General features: G+C 54.1%; 12 protein-coding genes and 2 pseudogenes. 8 read left to right on the forward strand and 6 right to left on the reverse strand.

All coding sequences use genetic code 11. The features are described from left to right. Window positions 1–79 precede the first annotated feature (79 nt). Together I2D83_RS17825 and I2D83_RS17830 are read left to right on the forward strand one after the other, a co-directional pair. Window positions 80–1,441 (forward strand): esterase-like activity of phytase family protein, encoded by a 1,362-nt coding sequence (locus I2D83_RS17825; protein WP_181846956.1) that lies wholly within the window; start codon window positions 80–82, stop codon window positions 1,439–1,441. Window positions 1,442–1,809: 368 nt separating this feature from the next. Then, the gene (locus I2D83_RS17830; protein ID WP_181846957.1) at window positions 1,810–4,041 is read left to right on the forward strand and encodes a LamG-like jellyroll fold domain-containing protein; all 2,232 of its coding nucleotides are present in this window, start codon (window positions 1,810–1,812) and stop codon (window positions 4,039–4,041) included. A gap of 138 nt (window positions 4,042–4,179) precedes the next feature. On the opposite strand, the gene I2D83_RS17835 is transcribed toward I2D83_RS17830, so the two are convergent. Further along, window positions 4,180–4,866, reverse strand: a complete 687-nt coding sequence (locus I2D83_RS17835) for a GntR family transcriptional regulator (RefSeq protein ID WP_205947028.1) — start codon at window positions 4,864–4,866, stop codon at window positions 4,180–4,182. Between the two features lie 90 nt (window positions 4,867–4,956). Further along, a pseudogene (locus I2D83_RS17840) lies at window positions 4,957–5,413 on the reverse strand (mannitol dehydrogenase family protein); the annotation flags it as partial. Between the two features lie 161 nt (window positions 5,414–5,574). On the opposite strand from I2D83_RS17840, the pseudogene I2D83_RS17845 reads away from it, so the two are divergent. Beyond that, window positions 5,575–6,555: pseudogene (locus I2D83_RS17845) on the forward strand (FAD-binding protein). A gap of 82 nt (window positions 6,556–6,637) precedes the next feature. Here the strand turns inward: I2D83_RS17845 and alkB are convergent. Both alkB and ada read right to left on the reverse strand, forming a co-directional pair. Then, window positions 6,638–7,294, reverse strand: a complete 657-nt coding sequence (alkB, locus tag I2D83_RS17850) for a DNA oxidative demethylase AlkB (RefSeq protein ID WP_205947029.1) — start codon at window positions 7,292–7,294, stop codon at window positions 6,638–6,640. Beyond that, window positions 7,291–8,436, reverse strand: coding sequence for a bifunctional DNA-binding transcriptional regulator/O6-methylguanine-DNA methyltransferase Ada (gene ada, locus I2D83_RS17855; RefSeq protein ID WP_205947030.1), 1,146 nt, complete (start codon window positions 8,434–8,436; stop codon window positions 7,291–7,293). The genes alkB and ada overlap by 4 nt, the downstream gene beginning before the upstream one ends. 243 nt (window positions 8,437–8,679) lie before the next feature. On the opposite strand from ada, the gene I2D83_RS17860 reads away from it, so the two are divergent. Together I2D83_RS17860 and I2D83_RS17865 are read left to right on the forward strand one after the other, a co-directional pair. After that, entirely contained in the window at window positions 8,680–9,459 is a 780-nt protein-coding gene (locus I2D83_RS17860) for an L-threonylcarbamoyladenylate synthase (protein ID WP_205947031.1), read from the forward strand. Between the two features lie 180 nt (window positions 9,460–9,639). Continuing rightward, a complete protein-coding gene (locus tag I2D83_RS17865; protein WP_180778125.1) occupies window positions 9,640–10,302 on the forward strand; it encodes a DNA-3-methyladenine glycosylase family protein in 663 nt (220 codons plus the stop codon). A 23-nt stretch (window positions 10,303–10,325) separates the two neighbouring features. Here the strand turns inward: I2D83_RS17865 and I2D83_RS17870 are convergent, their stop codons facing one another. Continuing rightward, window positions 10,326–10,796 carry a multidrug/biocide efflux PACE transporter gene (locus I2D83_RS17870; protein WP_180778124.1) on the reverse strand — a complete coding sequence of 157 codons (471 nt, stop codon included), beginning with the start codon at window positions 10,794–10,796 and terminating at the stop codon, window positions 10,326–10,328. 140 nt (window positions 10,797–10,936) lie between these two features. On the opposite strand from I2D83_RS17870, the gene I2D83_RS17875 reads away from it, so the two are divergent. The 3 genes from I2D83_RS17875 (at window position 10,937) to fumA (ending at window position 14,310) form a co-directional block, all read left to right on the forward strand. Next, window positions 10,937–11,830: a LysR family transcriptional regulator gene (locus I2D83_RS17875; protein ID WP_012773483.1), complete on the forward strand. Its 894-nt coding sequence runs from the start codon at window positions 10,937–10,939 to the stop codon at window positions 11,828–11,830. A gap of 18 nt (window positions 11,831–11,848) precedes the next feature. Continuing rightward, window positions 11,849–12,085, forward strand: coding sequence for a helix-hairpin-helix domain-containing protein (locus tag I2D83_RS17880; RefSeq protein WP_205947032.1), 237 nt, complete (start codon window positions 11,849–11,851; stop codon window positions 12,083–12,085). A gap of 581 nt (window positions 12,086–12,666) precedes the next feature. Further along, a complete protein-coding gene (gene fumA, locus I2D83_RS17885; RefSeq protein WP_012773481.1) occupies window positions 12,667–14,310 on the forward strand; it encodes a class I fumarate hydratase FumA in 1,644 nt (547 codons plus the stop codon). A 210-nt stretch (window positions 14,311–14,520) separates the two neighbouring features. Here the strand turns inward: fumA and norR are convergent, their stop codons facing one another. Next, complete coding sequence (gene norR, locus I2D83_RS17890; protein WP_205947033.1) at window positions 14,521–16,059, reverse strand: nitric oxide reductase transcriptional regulator NorR; 1,539 nt, start codon at window positions 16,057–16,059, stop codon at window positions 14,521–14,523. Window positions 16,060–16,178 lie beyond the last annotated feature (119 nt).

Genomic DNA, 16,178 nt, shown 5'->3' on the forward strand with positions numbered 1-16,178 from the left:
CGATCACAGAACTGACATACCTATTATCTATGCTCCGACGATACTTCTGTCAAATCGACTCATATCAAAAGAGCCCCCCATGAAACACACGTTGTTAGCACTGCTGGTTGCCGGATTTTTGCCGTTCAGCGTTCAGGCCGAAGGAGAAAAAGTGACGCGTTATGTCGTCACCTTCCCGGCCAGCGATCATGTTTCATATCAGGGCAAATTCGCCAAAAATTTTCCCAACGCTCTGCCTGTCGGTATCGGCTCTGGTCTTTACTTCACGGGCAAACAAGGCGATGACCTAATGTTCACTACCATCACCGATCGTGGCCCGAACGCCGATGCGCCGTTGGTCGGAGAGAAAGAGGCCAAAATCTTCGCTAGCCCCGATTATGCACCGCTAATTATGGATATTCGGGTGAGCGCGAAAGCTGCCGAAGCCATAAACCCACGCTCGCTGCACGATGCCGAGGGCAACATCACCGGCCTGCCACTGCCTGCGGATTTTATCGGTACCACCAACGAAGTGGCGCTGAATGACGCGTTACAACCGCTCAGCACCAGCCAGCGCGGGCTGGACACCGAAGGGATCACGCCGGATGGTAAAGGTGGCTTCTGGCTGTGTGACGAATACGGCCCGTTCCTGATCCATATTGATGCCAGCGGGAAAATTCTGCAAAAATTTGGGCCAACGCCTACGGGCAATGAGCACTCCGTTGCCAGCGGCTTACCAAACATCATCAAGTGGCGTCAGCCGAATCGGGGCTTTGAAGGGCTGACTCGCCTGCCGGACAGTACGATTGTCATGGCCGTGCAAAGTACGCTGGATATCGACGGCAAAACCAAAAACAAAGCGCAGTTTACGCGTCTGGTGATGTTTAACCCGGAAACGCAAACCAGCCGCATGGTGGGCTACCCCATCAACATCGACAGCTATAAGAAAGCAAAAGATGCCAAGATTGGCGATATCGTCGCTCTGGATAATCAACGCATCCTGCTGGTCGAGCAAGGTGCGGATAAAGACAAGCAGATGCAGAATCGCATCTATCTGGTCGATCTCAGTAAAGCGAGTGACCTGACGCCATTCGATGCCGATGGTAAATCGCCAGAATTTGACGACCTCGCGCAGTTGGAAAAGCGCGGTATAACGCTAGCGCACAAGCAGGAGTTGGTGGATCTGCGTAAGCTCGGCTGGCAGCAGGAGAAAGTAGAAGGTCTGGCGCTGGTGGATAAACAAACGCTGGCCGTCATTAACGACAACGACTTTGGCCTGCAATCTGTTCTGCACTCTCCCGTGAAAGCAAAAGACAAAGCGGACGACTATCAGGTCACCGCCGACGGCAAACTCACGCGAGACGGAAAGGCGGTCGATACGACGTTGGAAATCAAACCGTTGCAGAAACCAGAAGCCGATAACGAGCTGTGGTTGATTCATCTGGCTCAACCGCTGAAATAGCGATTTCAATAAGATAGCGCGCAGCATGGGTCTCCATCGGAGGCCCATGCTAAACGCCCCAAAAAGGCTGATATAACACGCTACGCGCATTGGTTTTCATACAAAAATCAATGCGTGCTTCCCATACCTCTCCGCAATACAGATCAAAACTTTTTCTAGCACGATTTCCCTCGACACTTCAATAAAGAAAGCCTTATTTTCAGCACACGGTATGCACCACAGATCAAAAAATACAGATACAGAGCAACAAGGGAATCACACCGCCTTTTTCCGTTGCTTAATAATCGACAGGTTATGGAAAACCGGCACGGTGTTGGTAATCGATGAAGTGATTCAACACACATGTTAAATAGGGAAGTTAAACTGCCATGAAAAAAATACTGCAACAGCGACACAACGAGAATTCAAACACATCTATTGATTCACACGCTAAAGCAGAAAAGCCGGGGTCATTGCCTCGCCGCCGCTTTTTACAAGCCGGAACGAGCGTGGCTTTCAGTGGATTATTAGGGCAATTCAAAGGTAATTTTCTCACTCGAGCCATCGCCGCAGTGGCAACAGGCGCTATTGCGCCCTCAATTTATGCCAAAGATCGAACCTTCTCGCACCCAGGTCTCTTGCATACCGAAGAGGATTTTTCTCGCATTCGAGAAAAGCTCGCCAGAAAAGAGAGCCCCTGGACAGAAGCATGGGCGCCTTTTATTGCCGATCCGTATTCGCAGAAAGGTGCCAACCCTCGTGCAGCAGAAACGCTGATACGTGGGGGCAATGGGCAAAATTTCCCGATTTTATATATCGACGTTCAGCGTTCCTATCGTCTGGCGGTACGTTGGAAAATCACACAGGACACGTCCTATGCTGATGAAGCCTTGCGATATCTCAACGCGTGGTCTTCTACTCTAAAAACAATCACAGGCAACGCAGACCGTTGGTTAGCCGCGGGTATCTACGGTTACCAGTTTGCTAACGTCGCAGAAATTATGCGCACTTACTCCGGCTGGGCCAAGGTTGACCTTGAGCGTTTCCAGAACATGATGCTGACCATTTTCTATCCGATGTCGCGTAATTTTTTAGACGTTCATAATGGCGCGGACATCACCAACTATTGGGCTAACTGGGATCAGTGTGCCATTGCCAACATATTGGCGATTGGCGTGCTGTGTGACCGGCCGGATATCTATCAGGAAGCGCTTGATTACTACAAATATGGCCAGGGCAACGGTGCGGGCATGCAGGCCGTGGTTCATTTACACCCCGGCTATCTGGGTCAGTGGCAAGAAAGCGGCCGCGATCAGGGGCATACCACGCTAGGAATGAGCTTAGGTGTGGCATTTTGTGAAATGGCGTGGAATCAGGGAGACGATATTTACGGCTATGCCAACAACCGTTTTCTCGCGGGTGCCGAATATGTCGCGAAATCGAATCTTGCCGACACAAGCGGTGCCTATCATTCCGTGCCGTGGAAAACCTATCGTAACCGACACGGCTGGATGGAAGGGTTAGGCACGGTGAGTCAAGGGAACAACCGACCCTGCTGGGAAACCATCTATAACCACTACGCCAAACGCAAAGGGATTGATACGCCCTACGTCTATAAACAAGTGCAGAGACTTTCACCAGAAAACGGCGGCGGCGGCGATGGTACGGGCTACGGAACGTTGCTGTATACCCGCGAACTGGCCGTCGAGAACGCTGCCCTGAAACCCACGGGGTTAACCGCTTATCGCCGTGGACAACGCATTGAACTGTCATGGTGGGGTGTCGTCGGTGCCACCAGCTATACGCTTGAGCGTTCAGCCTCGGTGAATGGCACATTTAGCACCATCGCTTACGACATTACCGATGTTCTGACCTACACCGATCAAGACATCGCTACCAGCGCAACCCGCTATGACTATCGCGTTAAGGCTATTGTAAATGGCGCGGAAACCTCAGCGTCTAATACAGTCAGTGTCGTGATCAAAGCAGAAGAAATTTTCCATCTGGCGTTCAATGAAGGTTCGGGAACCATGCTGGCTGACAGCACAGGAAAATGGGGAAACAGCACTTTACACGGCGGAGCCACTTGGGGAACGGGGCCAGACGGCTCCGGCGTTGCATTGGTTTTAGACGGCGTCGATGGCTATGTCAGCCTGCCCGGAAAAGTGATGGAGAATTTGGGAGATTTCACCGTCGTTACCCGCTTCTGTGCTGACGACAGGCGAGTCTGGGCGCGTATTTTCGACATGGGTTCCGGCACCCGTCGCTGGATCGCGCTGTTACCGTTTAGTAATGCCGGAAAGATGTCCTTCCGAATGTCGATTCTCCATGGCTATATGATGGAGGCCTTTGAAAGCACGACGGATACCTTCCCACTTGGTCGCTGGGTCACTGCCGCAATGACAATGTCGGATAATGTCGCCGTTCTTTATATTGACGGTACCGAAGTGGCGCGCAGCGACACGTTCACTCAGGCACCTTATCAACTTGGTGAGCTGAATGCCGCGTATCTTGGGCGTTCTCAATACCCGACCGATCCTTATATGAAAGGCCGATATGATTATTTCAAAATTTATGATGGTGCCTTGAGCGGCAGTGAAATTGCGGCGTTATCGCGCTGAGGTAGTAAACCATGAAAACGGGGCGCGTAAAACGCCAATGCAGTGATAGCGATAACAGGATAGGATGACGTCCCGCACTCGCTGAGGACAATGGCTTCAGCGAGTGTTTCCCATGAGATTATTTAACGCGGCAGCTACTCAGGCGTGCTCGAACCAATCGCTATTCTGTTGCGCAATCGGCGTGATCGAATAGATCATTTCCTGCAAATGCTCACGAATCGCTTTTTCCGCCGCATCGGGATCGCGCGCTTTCAGGGCGCTAAAAATCAGGTAGTGCTGTTGGATTAGGCTTGGCGGAGGAGAAACCTGACTCAGGCTGAGAAAACGCACGCGATCCATCGTTGCTTTGATCGATTCGATGGTTTCCCACGCCAGCGGACAGTTAGCAATCTGTATCAGAAGCTGATGGAAGCTGTCATCAAGGCTAAGGAACTCGCGCACTTGTTCATTCTGCGCGGCCAGTTCCTGACGGCGTAAGTTGTGCTCCAATGTTAGCAGTTGCTCATCTGTCACCATTTCGGCTGCCCGACGCACAATGGCACATTCCAGCGCCTGACGGATAAAGCGAGCATCCGCCACGCGCTGCTCGGAGATCTTCATCACAAACGTACCGCGCTGCGGCATGATCTGCACCAGCCCGGCTTCGGCCAGCTTGATAAAGGCCTCTCTAACCGGCTGGCGGGAAACATCAAAACGCACAGAGATTTCTTTTTCAGACAGCAACTTACCCGGCGGAATATTGCATTCCACAATGTCTTTACGCAGTACGCGATAAATTTGCTGGTTAACTGGTTCGCGGTTGTTAATCTGAAAAGAGGTGTCCATGCCTCTGTGCTTAGCCAAGAAATTTAGCGCTTATGATACACGCTTAGCGCAGCGAGTGTCAGTGTTACCGAACTCGCCGCGCTTTTCGGTCTACCAGACTATCTTCTGCAACGTTTCTTTCACGCCCTTCGCTAACAATGACAGATAGTGCTGCGTCACCAACGCTACAAAAGCGGGGTTCTTCGGTAAATCCTCACCAAAAATCGCCGTCAGCGTCAGCAACGCCGCGATTCGGCTTTCACCCTCTACGCTGTGTTGCACGGTTTCAGCAATCATCTCTTTCAACGGATCGCTGATTTTAATCGGTTGCCCTTGCTCATCTATACCACCGACATAACGCATCCACCCCGCCACACCGAGCGCCAGCGCATCAAAACGGCTGCCGTTCGCCAGATGCCAGCGGATCGAATCCAGCATCCGCATAGGCGGCGAGATCGACCCCCTGCGTACGCAGCGTCGGTGCCTGCTCACGCAGCATCAGATGGTGTGCCGCCGCGACCAGCGCACCGTCCTGCATACACTCGCTGATGTGCTGGTAGCCAGCGAGGCGGTAAAAGAGGCGTCGGAAGACACGTATTCACAGGCCAAAGCGAATTAATACCGCCCGGTTCTCCACACGCAACGCTCTCAATACGCGAAACACGGCAGCGGGAACGCGGCGGTCACACACCGTGTTGTAAGAATATTAATCACATCAAGGAAAACATCATGAAACGCTTCAGAAAACGTGTACTCGCGACGCTCTGTCTCTCGATGATGAGCTGGTCTACCGCACAAGCGGCGGACGCAGCAAAGCCGGAAATCCCGAAAAGCGCCGATATCGTGATCATCGGGGCAGGTGCGGCTGATACCTCGGCAACCATAGCTTCCGCGGAAAAAGGGGCAAAAATCGTCTTTCTTACTGGAAAAACAGCCTGTTGTCGGTGGCACAGGTAATTTTGCCGAAGGCATCTTCGCGGCCAACAGCAGCATGCAGAAACGTCAGGGAATCGTGGTGACGCCCGATATGGCCTTTAAGACCATCATGGAGTACAGCCACTGGATGGCCAATCCCTTCGTGGTTCGCGCCTTCGTAAACCGTTCCGCAGACACCATTGAGTGGGTGAAGTCGAAAGGCATCAAATTTGAATACATCGGCCCCGGTGGCCCCGGCGGTATGTTGACCTGGCATGTGATTGACGGCCCCGGCCACGGACGCCACCTGATCAAGACATTCCACGAGCAGTTTAAAAGTATGGATGTCACCACGCTGGTGAAAACGGCGGGTAAAGATCTGGTCGTGAAAGACGGTAAAGTCACGGGCTGGCGAAAGAGATGGGCGTTGATGCCAGCGTGTTGAAGCATACGCTGGAAGAAAACAACCAGTTTGCGGCACAAAAGCGGGATGAGGTGTTTAACAAAAACATGGATTACCTGCGTCCGGTAAAAACCGGCCCGTTCTATGCGGTGAGAATGCAGCCTGCTGCGCTGGGCACACTCGGCGGCGTGAAGATTGACGAGAAAATGCAGGCAATCGATAAATCCGGTGAGGTCATTCCGGGTTTGTACGTCACGGGTAACGATGCGGCCGGTATGTATGGCGATACCTATGATCTGCTGTTAGGCGGCGGCACGTTTGGCTTTGCGCTCAACTCCGGTCGTATCGCGGCAGAAAGCGCCCTCGATTACATGAAGTTCAGCAAAAAATAAGCCCTACCCTTAAACCTAGTCTCGATCGTTTGAGCATCGAGAGACACGGCGGAACCACAGGGGAAGCATCCCTGTGGTTCGCCTATCCGGCTTTACGAAATGTCAGGTTAAAACGGCATTCGTCGGACATCCCTTCCGGCACGCTGTCGCTTTTCAATGGCAGAATGCCGTGGAAATAGAGCCGTGATTCACCGCCCCAGACCACCACATCGCCATGCGTCAGCGCAACACGCTGCGCTTTATCACTGCGCGCCATGCCGCCAAACAGGAACGTCGCGCTGAGCCCCAGCGAGACGGACACGATCGGCTGGCGAAAGTCCCGTTCGTTTTTATCCTGATGCAGAGACATGCGCGTGCCGACGTCATAGCGGTTGATGAGGCAGGCATCCGGTTCAAAATCAGCAAAACCAGCTTCACGTGCCGCCTGCTGTGCCAGCCGGGAAAAGACTTCCGGCATGACTGGCCACGCCTCTCCGCTCAGTGGATCGTGTGAGGTATAGCGATAGCCGCGTTCATCCGTCACCCAGCCGAGTTTCCCGCAGTTGCTCATCGCCACCGACATCACAAAGCCGCCTGGCGTCACCATATTCCGCAGCGGCGCACGCGCGGTGACGGCTTGCAAGGCCGCAAGCAACGCCGGGGCGTCGTCATAAGCGCGCCCACGCAGGATAAACGCCCCCGAAGCCAGCGTTTCCGTCCAGCGACGCGGCGCTTCATCAGCAAATAAGTCAAAATTCACGATAACGGTTCCCCTTGCGGATGCGTGCCCTGCTCTTTCTCCACCCGCTCTTTATCCAACTGTTCTTTATCCAACCGCTCTTTCTCCAGCAGGGCGCGTTTACGTACAACACCCCAGCGATAGCCAGATAGCGCCCCATCGTGCCGGACTACGCGATGGCAGGGAATCGCAACCGCCAGTCGGTTGGCCGCACAGGCACCCGCGACCGCACGCACGGCGGCTGGCGCACCAATGCGTTCAGCAACCTCACGGTAGCTCAACGTTTCTCCTGCGGGGATCGCGCGCAGCGCCTGCCAGACACGCTGTTGGAATGCCGTACCGCGAATATCCAGCGGCAGCGTCAGCCCGATAGCCGGATCGTCGACAAACCCGACAACCTGCGCCATCCGTTGCTCAAACGCCGCATCGCCGCCGATCAGCTGTGCGTGAGTAAACATCTCCTGAAGCGAGTTGATCAGAGGTTCAGGATCGTCTCCCAGCAGGATCGCGCAGATCCCCTTCTCACTTTCCGCCACCAGCACCTCGCCGAGTGAACAGCGGCCAATAGCAAAGCGGATCGTCATCCCTTTCCCTTTATTCTGAAACGCCGTTGGCGTCATCCCTAAATGCGCGCCCGATTCGGCATAAAAACGCCCGCTAGCGTCATAGCCCGCTGCCGTAATCGCTGCAGTTACGGCACTCTTTTCCACCAGTTTTTCACGTAGCTGGCGATGACGGTGGCCGCTGGCATACTGTTTGGGCGTCAGGCCGGTTAAGGTTTTAAACACACGATGAAAATGGAACGCGCTTATCCCCACGGCCTGAGCCAGCACTGCCAGCGTCGGCGGATACTCTGACTGCTCAATTATCCGGCACGCGTGGGCAATTTGCTGCGCCTGCTGTTCCTGCCGCGAAAGCGTTCCCTGACGACACCGCTTGCACGGACGGAATCCCGCCGCCTGCGCCTCATCGGTCGTCGCGAAAAACACCACATTTTCACGTCGGGGTTGGCGCGACGCACAGGAAGGCGCACAGTAAATCCCCGTCGTTTTCACCGCATAGATAAAGCAACCGTCAGCCGCGCTATTGCGCGTCACTACCGCCTGCCAGCGCGAGTCGGCATCCTGAAACGGCGTACCACCCAGCATCGTATCGTTACGCATTTGTACACCTCACTCCCATCTCGGCATTACTGCCAATCTTACTATTACTGAAAGTCATGCCATGCGCTAACGCTAAACCGAAGCGACCTTGGGTACACGTCCCACTCTTGCTTTTTCATTCGGCTCCCCCCCGATGTTGCTATTTCCATCGTCATTTATGGTTACTTTTTGAACAAATCTGTGATGCGAATACATGGTACACGGTGAAGCTCAGGTTTTTTTCTCTGCAAGCGGAGGGTAAACATGAGCGGAAATAGCGTTCACTGGAATGGCGGTTTGCATCATGATGCCGTGCAAGTGATGTCACGCGGCGGGGGAATCATCGTTTCGCCAACCAAAGTGGGTTACATCATCATGGCTTCAGACAAGGTCGGGCTGGAGCGCAAGTTTGACGCCAAACAGCGCAACCGCAACAAGCCGGGCGTCGTGCTGTGTGGTTCCCTCACGCAGTTGAAAGCGCTGGCGCAGTTGAATCCAGAAATCGAACGGTTATATCAACGCCATTGGGACGCCGATGTGCTGCTAGGCTGCATCCTTCCCTGGCGCGATGAGGCCTTAGCGCAGATCCCTAAAGACGGCTCGAAAGCGCTAATGATGGACGATCGTAAAACCAGTTGCTTCGTGATTAAATTCGGCAAACCGAGTGAAATCCTCACGCAGGCGCTGTGGGAAGGGTACGGTAAATTAACCTTTGCCAGTTCAGCCAATCCATCAGGCAAAGGAAACCGAGGCGAGGTGAAGGGTATCGGTGAACGTATCAGTGCTTTTGCCGATCTGATTATCGAAGCCGACGATTACGTGAAATCTATCCAGCCGCATCAATCCCATGACACACGCTATGAGCAAGGTGTGATGGTATCGATGGTGGATACGGACGGCCAGTTGATACCGGAACAGAAAGGCAGACGAAGCGTGTATCCATGCCCGACGCTGATACGCAAGGGGCTGGATGTGGACAAGGTGATGTCACTATTGTCTGACACCTTCACCACCTGGGACTATCGGCACGGCGATTATTATTAAGGTGTAACAGCGGCATAACCTGCCGCTGAAATATCCGTCCAAGCAGATGACACGACAGCGTGTAATCCTCCTCGCCATTTCTTGCTTTTTTATCCGAATAATCCTTTCCACATGGCACGCCATGCGGCAATCTCCTATGCTCGTTTTCTGCCCTTTGCATTCTCATCACGGAAGCCGTTTATGCCATCCCATCCGCCGTTGGATTTCACGCAGCAGGCCAAAACCCATCTCAGCGCCATCAATGCGCGCTGGGCCAGCCTGATCGAACAGGTTGGCGATTGTCGCCATCAGACCGCGCCACACCGGGAACCCTATGAGGCACTGATGCGTGCCGTTGCCTATCAGCAACTGACGACGCGAGCCGGGGACGCGATGGTCGCGAAGCTCCTGCGGGTACATGACGATGCCTTTCCCAGCCCGGAGCAGATGCTGGCCTGCTCCACCGACACGCTGCGGCAGTGCGGTTTTTCTGCCCGCAAAGCGGATACGCTACACGGTATCGCGCAGGGAGCGCTGAGCGGTTTGGTGCCTAGCCTCGAACGAGCCGCAGAGATGGATGATGACACGCTCATTCAGCAGTTGACGTCGCTCAAGGGGATCGGGCGCTGGACGGTAGAAATGTTTTTGATTTATTCGCTCGAACGCACCGATATCATGCCGCTCGACGATCTCGGTATTCGTCAGGGGTTGCGCTACGTTTACGATTTGCAGGATATGCCGAAACCGCGCGATTTGCAGGCACTCAGCCTGCAATGTCAGCCTTATCGCACGGTGGCGTCATGGTATTTGTGGCGTTCGCTGGAGCTACCGGCGTATCAGCACTTTAAACTGACACACCGGTAACGCACAGAATTAACGTAAATGAATTAGCGCAGACGGGAGCTGGTCGACACCTGACGAACGTGGCGACGGCGGTTCACAATGCGTTCCCGCAGGGTGTCGTAGGCCCAGTTATACACCACAGTGTACGGCAGGAAGAACAGGAAGAAGCCGATCTCCACCATCAGCGCCTGCCACAGCGTGACGTTCAGCATCCACGCCGCCAGCGGCAGACCAATCAGGATAAAACCGCCTTCAAACCCCAGCGCGTGGGCGATACGAACCGGTAGCCGGCGCTTCACACGATCCGCAGGCCACAGACGATCGAATATCGTGTTGTAGATCATATTCCAGATCATCGCGACGCTGGACAGCATGATGGCTAGAGCTCCCATATCGAAGAGTGGCTTATTCAGCAGCCAGGCACCCGCCGGCGCACAGATCGACAACGCGATCAGTTCAAAGCCCACCGCATGGTACACACGCTCACGTAAGGTTTTGCTGGTTTTGTTCTGCATAACACATTCACTTTTATTTATTGCAAGTTGCTGGTCAATTTTCGCCATGACCATGGATGGCATCGTATTACGGCCTTATTTTCATCGCATAAGGTGGTAGAGTACAGTTAGATTCCATCGATAAAAGCGATAGAGGTACAATGCGTTATTCACCAGAATCCTTGCTGGCGTTTGTCACCACCGTTGATGCGGGCTCGTTTTCCGCCGCCGCCCGACGATTGCATAAAAGCCAATCCACTATCAGCGCGGCTATCGCCAATCTGGAGGCCGATCTGGGGCTGACGCTGTTCGATCGCTCCGGTCATCAGCCCACGCTCACGCTGGCGGGCAGAAAAGTGCTTTCCCACGTACAGGCGATTTTATCTGCCAGCGAAGATCTCGATGAACTGGCAATCCGTCTGGCCGACCATATCGAACCCCGTCTGACGTTTATGCTGTCCGACATCTGGCAAGCGGCTCACTACGAACCTGTACTCCAGCGTTTCGCCCAGCAATTTCCTGATATTGAATTTGAGTGCCTGATTGCAGAAGGCGATGACGTGATCGATCTGCTGCAAATGAACCGGGCGCATGTTGGCATATTACGCGCTCAGGCGGATTACCCGCCCGATGTTGCCGCCGCGCGTTTGCAGGTTAAGACGGAAATGGCTCTCTTCGTGTCGGCAGCTCACCCGCTCGCCGCTGAAAAAACCGTGACGCGCAGCCAGTTGGCGACCGTCCGTCAGCTCTATCTCAATACCTATAAACGCAGCGACCAGCTGCAACCAGAAGGGATCGTCTGGTCTGCGCCGTCCTACCTTATGCTGCTGGAAATGGCGCAACAAGGGCACGGCTGGAGCATGCTTCCGCGCTGGCTGGTGGCGCAATACGATCGGAAGAAGCTGGTGGAGTTGCCTGTGGCGGGCTGGCCGCAGTGGATTGACGTCGACGTTGTCTGGTCTAAACCCCATCCACCCGGCCCTGCTGGGCTGTGGATGATCGACAATCTCCTTGCTCAACAAGAGAGTACGCTACACTATGGTGACACTCGCTGATTTATCTACGGAGCAATCATGACGTTTTCCCCACAGGAGCGTGAGGCGCTGCTGGCCGTAAAAGGCGTTGGCCCTGCGGTAGTCGCCCGTCTGGAGCAAATGGGCTTCACCACGCTGACGCAGTTGAGCGAAGCCGACGTTAGCGATATTGTGGCAAACGCCGCCGCACTGACGGGCTCAACCTGCTGGAAAAACAGCCCGCAGGCACGTGCCGCCATCACCGCCGCGATTACGCTGGCAAAATCACATCAGTAATCACATCGGCCACAGCACCGTGGCTGTTGTGGCGATCTCGTTTTACGTCAAGCGATAAAAAGCCAATAACGATTTCTTTATATCGCCATTAAATAACATTAAAGAATAAATGGTTATTGTTTTTAATTTCACCATTTACTTTACTTAATTAAGTCAGTTATACCCTAAATAATTCGAATTTCAGGCAGGCGGTAAGAGAAGGAATCCCGATGAGCTTACTCAGGTAAGTGATTCGGGTGACTGAACGTAGCCAACGCACATGCAATTTGAAGTATAACGGGTATAAAAGAGGAATATCTTCACGTTAAACCGCGTGCCATTTCCCGTGGCGTCCGCACACAGGAAACCTGTGCTGTGCCGCCATTCCATCCGCCTTCTACAGAAAAAAATAACACGTACATCCCTATTATTGTGATGTACCAAAGTAGTACTTCCCGACAAAAAACCATACTATTATGGTGATTACTACTTTTGTATTCGAGACATCCCTGTAGTGCTGCGGTAATACGCCTTAATAATAAGATGCTGAATCCTATAAGGTGAAAAATTTACTAATTAATGCAATTGCAAGTGAGAAAAAAATGTCGAATAAACCCTTCTATTACCAAGATCCTTTTCCACTCAGTAAAGATGACACCGAATATCGCCTGCTGAGCAGCGACTTTGTTTCTGTCGCACAATTTGAAGGTCAGGACATCCTGAAGATCGAGCCAGCCGCGTTGACCCTTCTGGCCCAGCAAGCCTTCCACGATGCCTCTTTCATGCTCCGCCCCGCTCACCAGCAGCAAGTTGCCGATATTCTTAACGATCCGGAAGCCAGCGAAAACGATAAATACGTTGCCCTGCAATTCCTGCGCAACTCAGAAATTTCCGCCAAGGGCATCCTGCCGACCTGTCAGGATACCGGTACGGCGATCATCGTCGGTAAAAAAGGCCAGAACGTCTGGACCGGCGGTAACGATGCCGAAGCGCTGTCCAAGGGCGTATACAACACGTTCATTGAAGACAATCTGCGCTACTCACAGAACGCTGCGCTGGACATGTACAAAGAGGTCAACACTGGCACCAACCTGCCTGCGCAGATTGACCTCTACAGTACCGAAGGCGAAGACTATAAATTCCTGTTCGTCACCAAAGGCGGCGGTTCCGCTAACAAAACCTATCTGTATCAGGAAACTAAAGCGCTGTTGACGCCGGGTAAGCTGAAAAGCTTCCTGATCGAGAAAATGCGTTCTCTGGGCACCGCGGCCTGTCCGCCGTACCACATCGCGTTTGTGATTGGCGGCACGTCGGCAGAAACCACGCTGAAAACCGTTAAGCTGGCATCGACCAAGTACTACGACGAACTGCCGACCGAAGGCAACGAGCACGGTCAGGCGTTTCGTGATGTCGCGCTGGAGCAGGAAATTCTGGAAGCCGCGCGCGATCTGGGTCTGGGCGCGCAGTTCGGCGGTAAATATTTTGCGCACGACGTGCGGATTATCCGTCTGCCACGCCACGGCGCATCGTGCCCTGTAGGTATGGGCGTGTCCTGTTCTGCTGACCGTAACATCAAAGGCAAGATCAACCGCAAGGGGATCTGGCTGGAGCAGTTAGAGCAGAATCCAGGTAAATATATTCCTGAGCATCTGCGTGAAACGGGCGAAGGCGATGCGGTTAAAATCGACCTGAACCGTCCGATGGCCGAGATCCTCAAGACGCTATCGCAATATCCGGTATCCACCCGTCTTTCCCTGACCGGCACCATCATCGTGGGCCGTGACATTGCTCACGCCAAGCTGAAGGAGCGTCTGGATAACGGCGAAGGCCTGCCGCAGTACATCAAAGATCACCCGATCTACTACGCGGGTCCGGCGAAAACACCAGAGGGCTACCCGTCCGGCTCGTTAGGCCCTACCACCGCTGGCCGTATGGATTCCTATGTCGATTTACTGCAGGCCAACGGCGGCAGCATGATCATGCTGGCAAAAGGCAACCGCAGCCAGCAGGTGACCGACGCGTGCCATAAACACGGCGGTTTCTACCTCGGCAGCATCGGCGGCCCGGCAGCGATTCTGGCACAGAACAGCATCAAGAGCCTGACCTGCGTGGAATACCCGGAGCTGGGAATGGAAGCCATCTGGAAAATCGAAGTTGAAGATTTCCCAGCCTTTATTCTGGTCGATGATAAAGGCAACGATTTCTTCCAGGTGATTCAGAGCGCCAAGTGCGTGAAATGCGGTTAACTCACTTCTGCTGTGATTAGAGGTTAGCCACTAACGCCAGCCGAGCGGGAGTAACGGATAGATCGTAAAGTCGCTGTAAACACGTCCATGTGCGCTCGGCTTGCGCCATCCATGGCGCAAACGCTTTACTCTTCTATTCCGTTACTCCCGTTTTCGTTCGGTAAATAGGTTTGTCTACGGTCTACAGCGCCCCGATTTTCGGGGCGTTTTTTATTTGATGCCCAGCCGCTTCGCCAGACGGTGTAGGTTGCCGCTGTCTATTTCCAGTTCTCTCGCGCAGGATGACCAGTTGCCCTCATGGCGTGCCAGCGTATGTTGGATGATCCGACGCTGATAGTCGTCCGTTGCCTCTCGCAAGCCGCCGCTGATGAAGTAATCCGGTACGCTGCCGGTAGCACTCGGTGCTCCTGCGGGGGTATGAACGGGCTGGGTGGAAAGTTCAAGATTGAAATGCTCAGGGCCTAACAGCACCTCACCCGATTCCTGTCCCGCTCTTGCCAGCACGGTGGCACGGTAAATGGCATGCTCCAGCTCGCGCACATTCCCCGGCCAGTCGTACTGTTCCAACAGCGCGCCCGCGTCTGCCGTCAACGCCAGCCGCGCCAGCCCCAGTTGCACGCGGCTACGCTCACAGAAGAACCCGGCCAACAGCGCCACATCCTGACTGCGCTCACGTAGCGGCGGTACAGATAGGGGAAACACGCTCAGACGGTGGAATAAATCGGCACGGAAAGCACCATCCAGCACCGCCTGCCGCAGATCACGGTTAGTCGCTGCGAGCACGCGTACGTTCACTTTCAGGCTGCTGTCATCCCCCACGCGCTGGAGATCGCCATACTGCAATACGCGCAGCAGCTTAGCCTGTAGCGTCAGCGACAGTTCGCCAATCTCATCCAGAAATAGCGTGCCGTTATCCGCCATTTCAAACTTGCCAGTGCGGTGATGGATTGCACCAGTAAATGCGCCCTTCACATGGCCAAACAGTTCACTCTCTGCGACCGATTCCGGCAGCGCGGCACAGTTCAGGTACACCAGAGGATGAATTGCCCGGCTGGAACCGCGATGAATCGCGCGCGCCACCAGCTCTTTACCAACGCCAGTTTCTCCCATAATCAGCACGTTCAGATCGGAACCCGCGACGATATCGACCTCTTTCTTTAGCCGCAACATCGGCTCCGACAACCCCACCATTTCCTCCACGCTTTCCGCCACGGGACTTTCGGCACGCACTGGTGCAGGCAACTGCCGCTCAAGGCGTTCCATCAGCAGCGCATTACTCAGCGCCGCCGCCGCCATCGCCCCCACCAGCCGCAGTTCTTCATCACTAAAATGGTCGAACTGGCAGGGATCCATACCGTCCACGGTCAGCGCCCCGATCAGGTTCTGATTGGCAAACAGCGGCAGGCCGACGCAGGCGTGCACCTTAAGATCCTCCTGACTGGGGATCAGGCCGTCATACGGATCGGGAAGCTGGCTGTCCGCCGGAAAGCGTACCACGTCACCCGCACGGGCAATGGCCTCCAGACGGGGATGATCGGACAGACGAAAGCGTCGCCCCAACACGTCCGGCGCCAGACCGTCGATCGCCAGCGGGCGGAACAGCTGATTTTCGTAGCGTAACAGCGCCGAGGCATCACAGCGCAGCAGCTGGCGCAGGCTGTTAATCAAGCGCTGAAAACGATCCTGATTCGATAGCCCCATTTGCAGCTCGATAGCGATGCGGGCAAGGGCATTGATGGAGAGCGTCATGGTGTGTCCTAATGACAAATCTGTGTCATTAAGACAATAGTCAACCCATGTCATTTTGACAATAACTATTTATTAAATCGTTACAAATCAATAAAATAAAAAATGGCACGCTTCCTGCA

This window comes from Pectobacterium aroidearum, from assembly GCF_015689195.1.
Classification (GTDB): Bacteria; Pseudomonadota; Gammaproteobacteria; order Enterobacterales; family Enterobacteriaceae; genus Pectobacterium; species Pectobacterium aroidearum.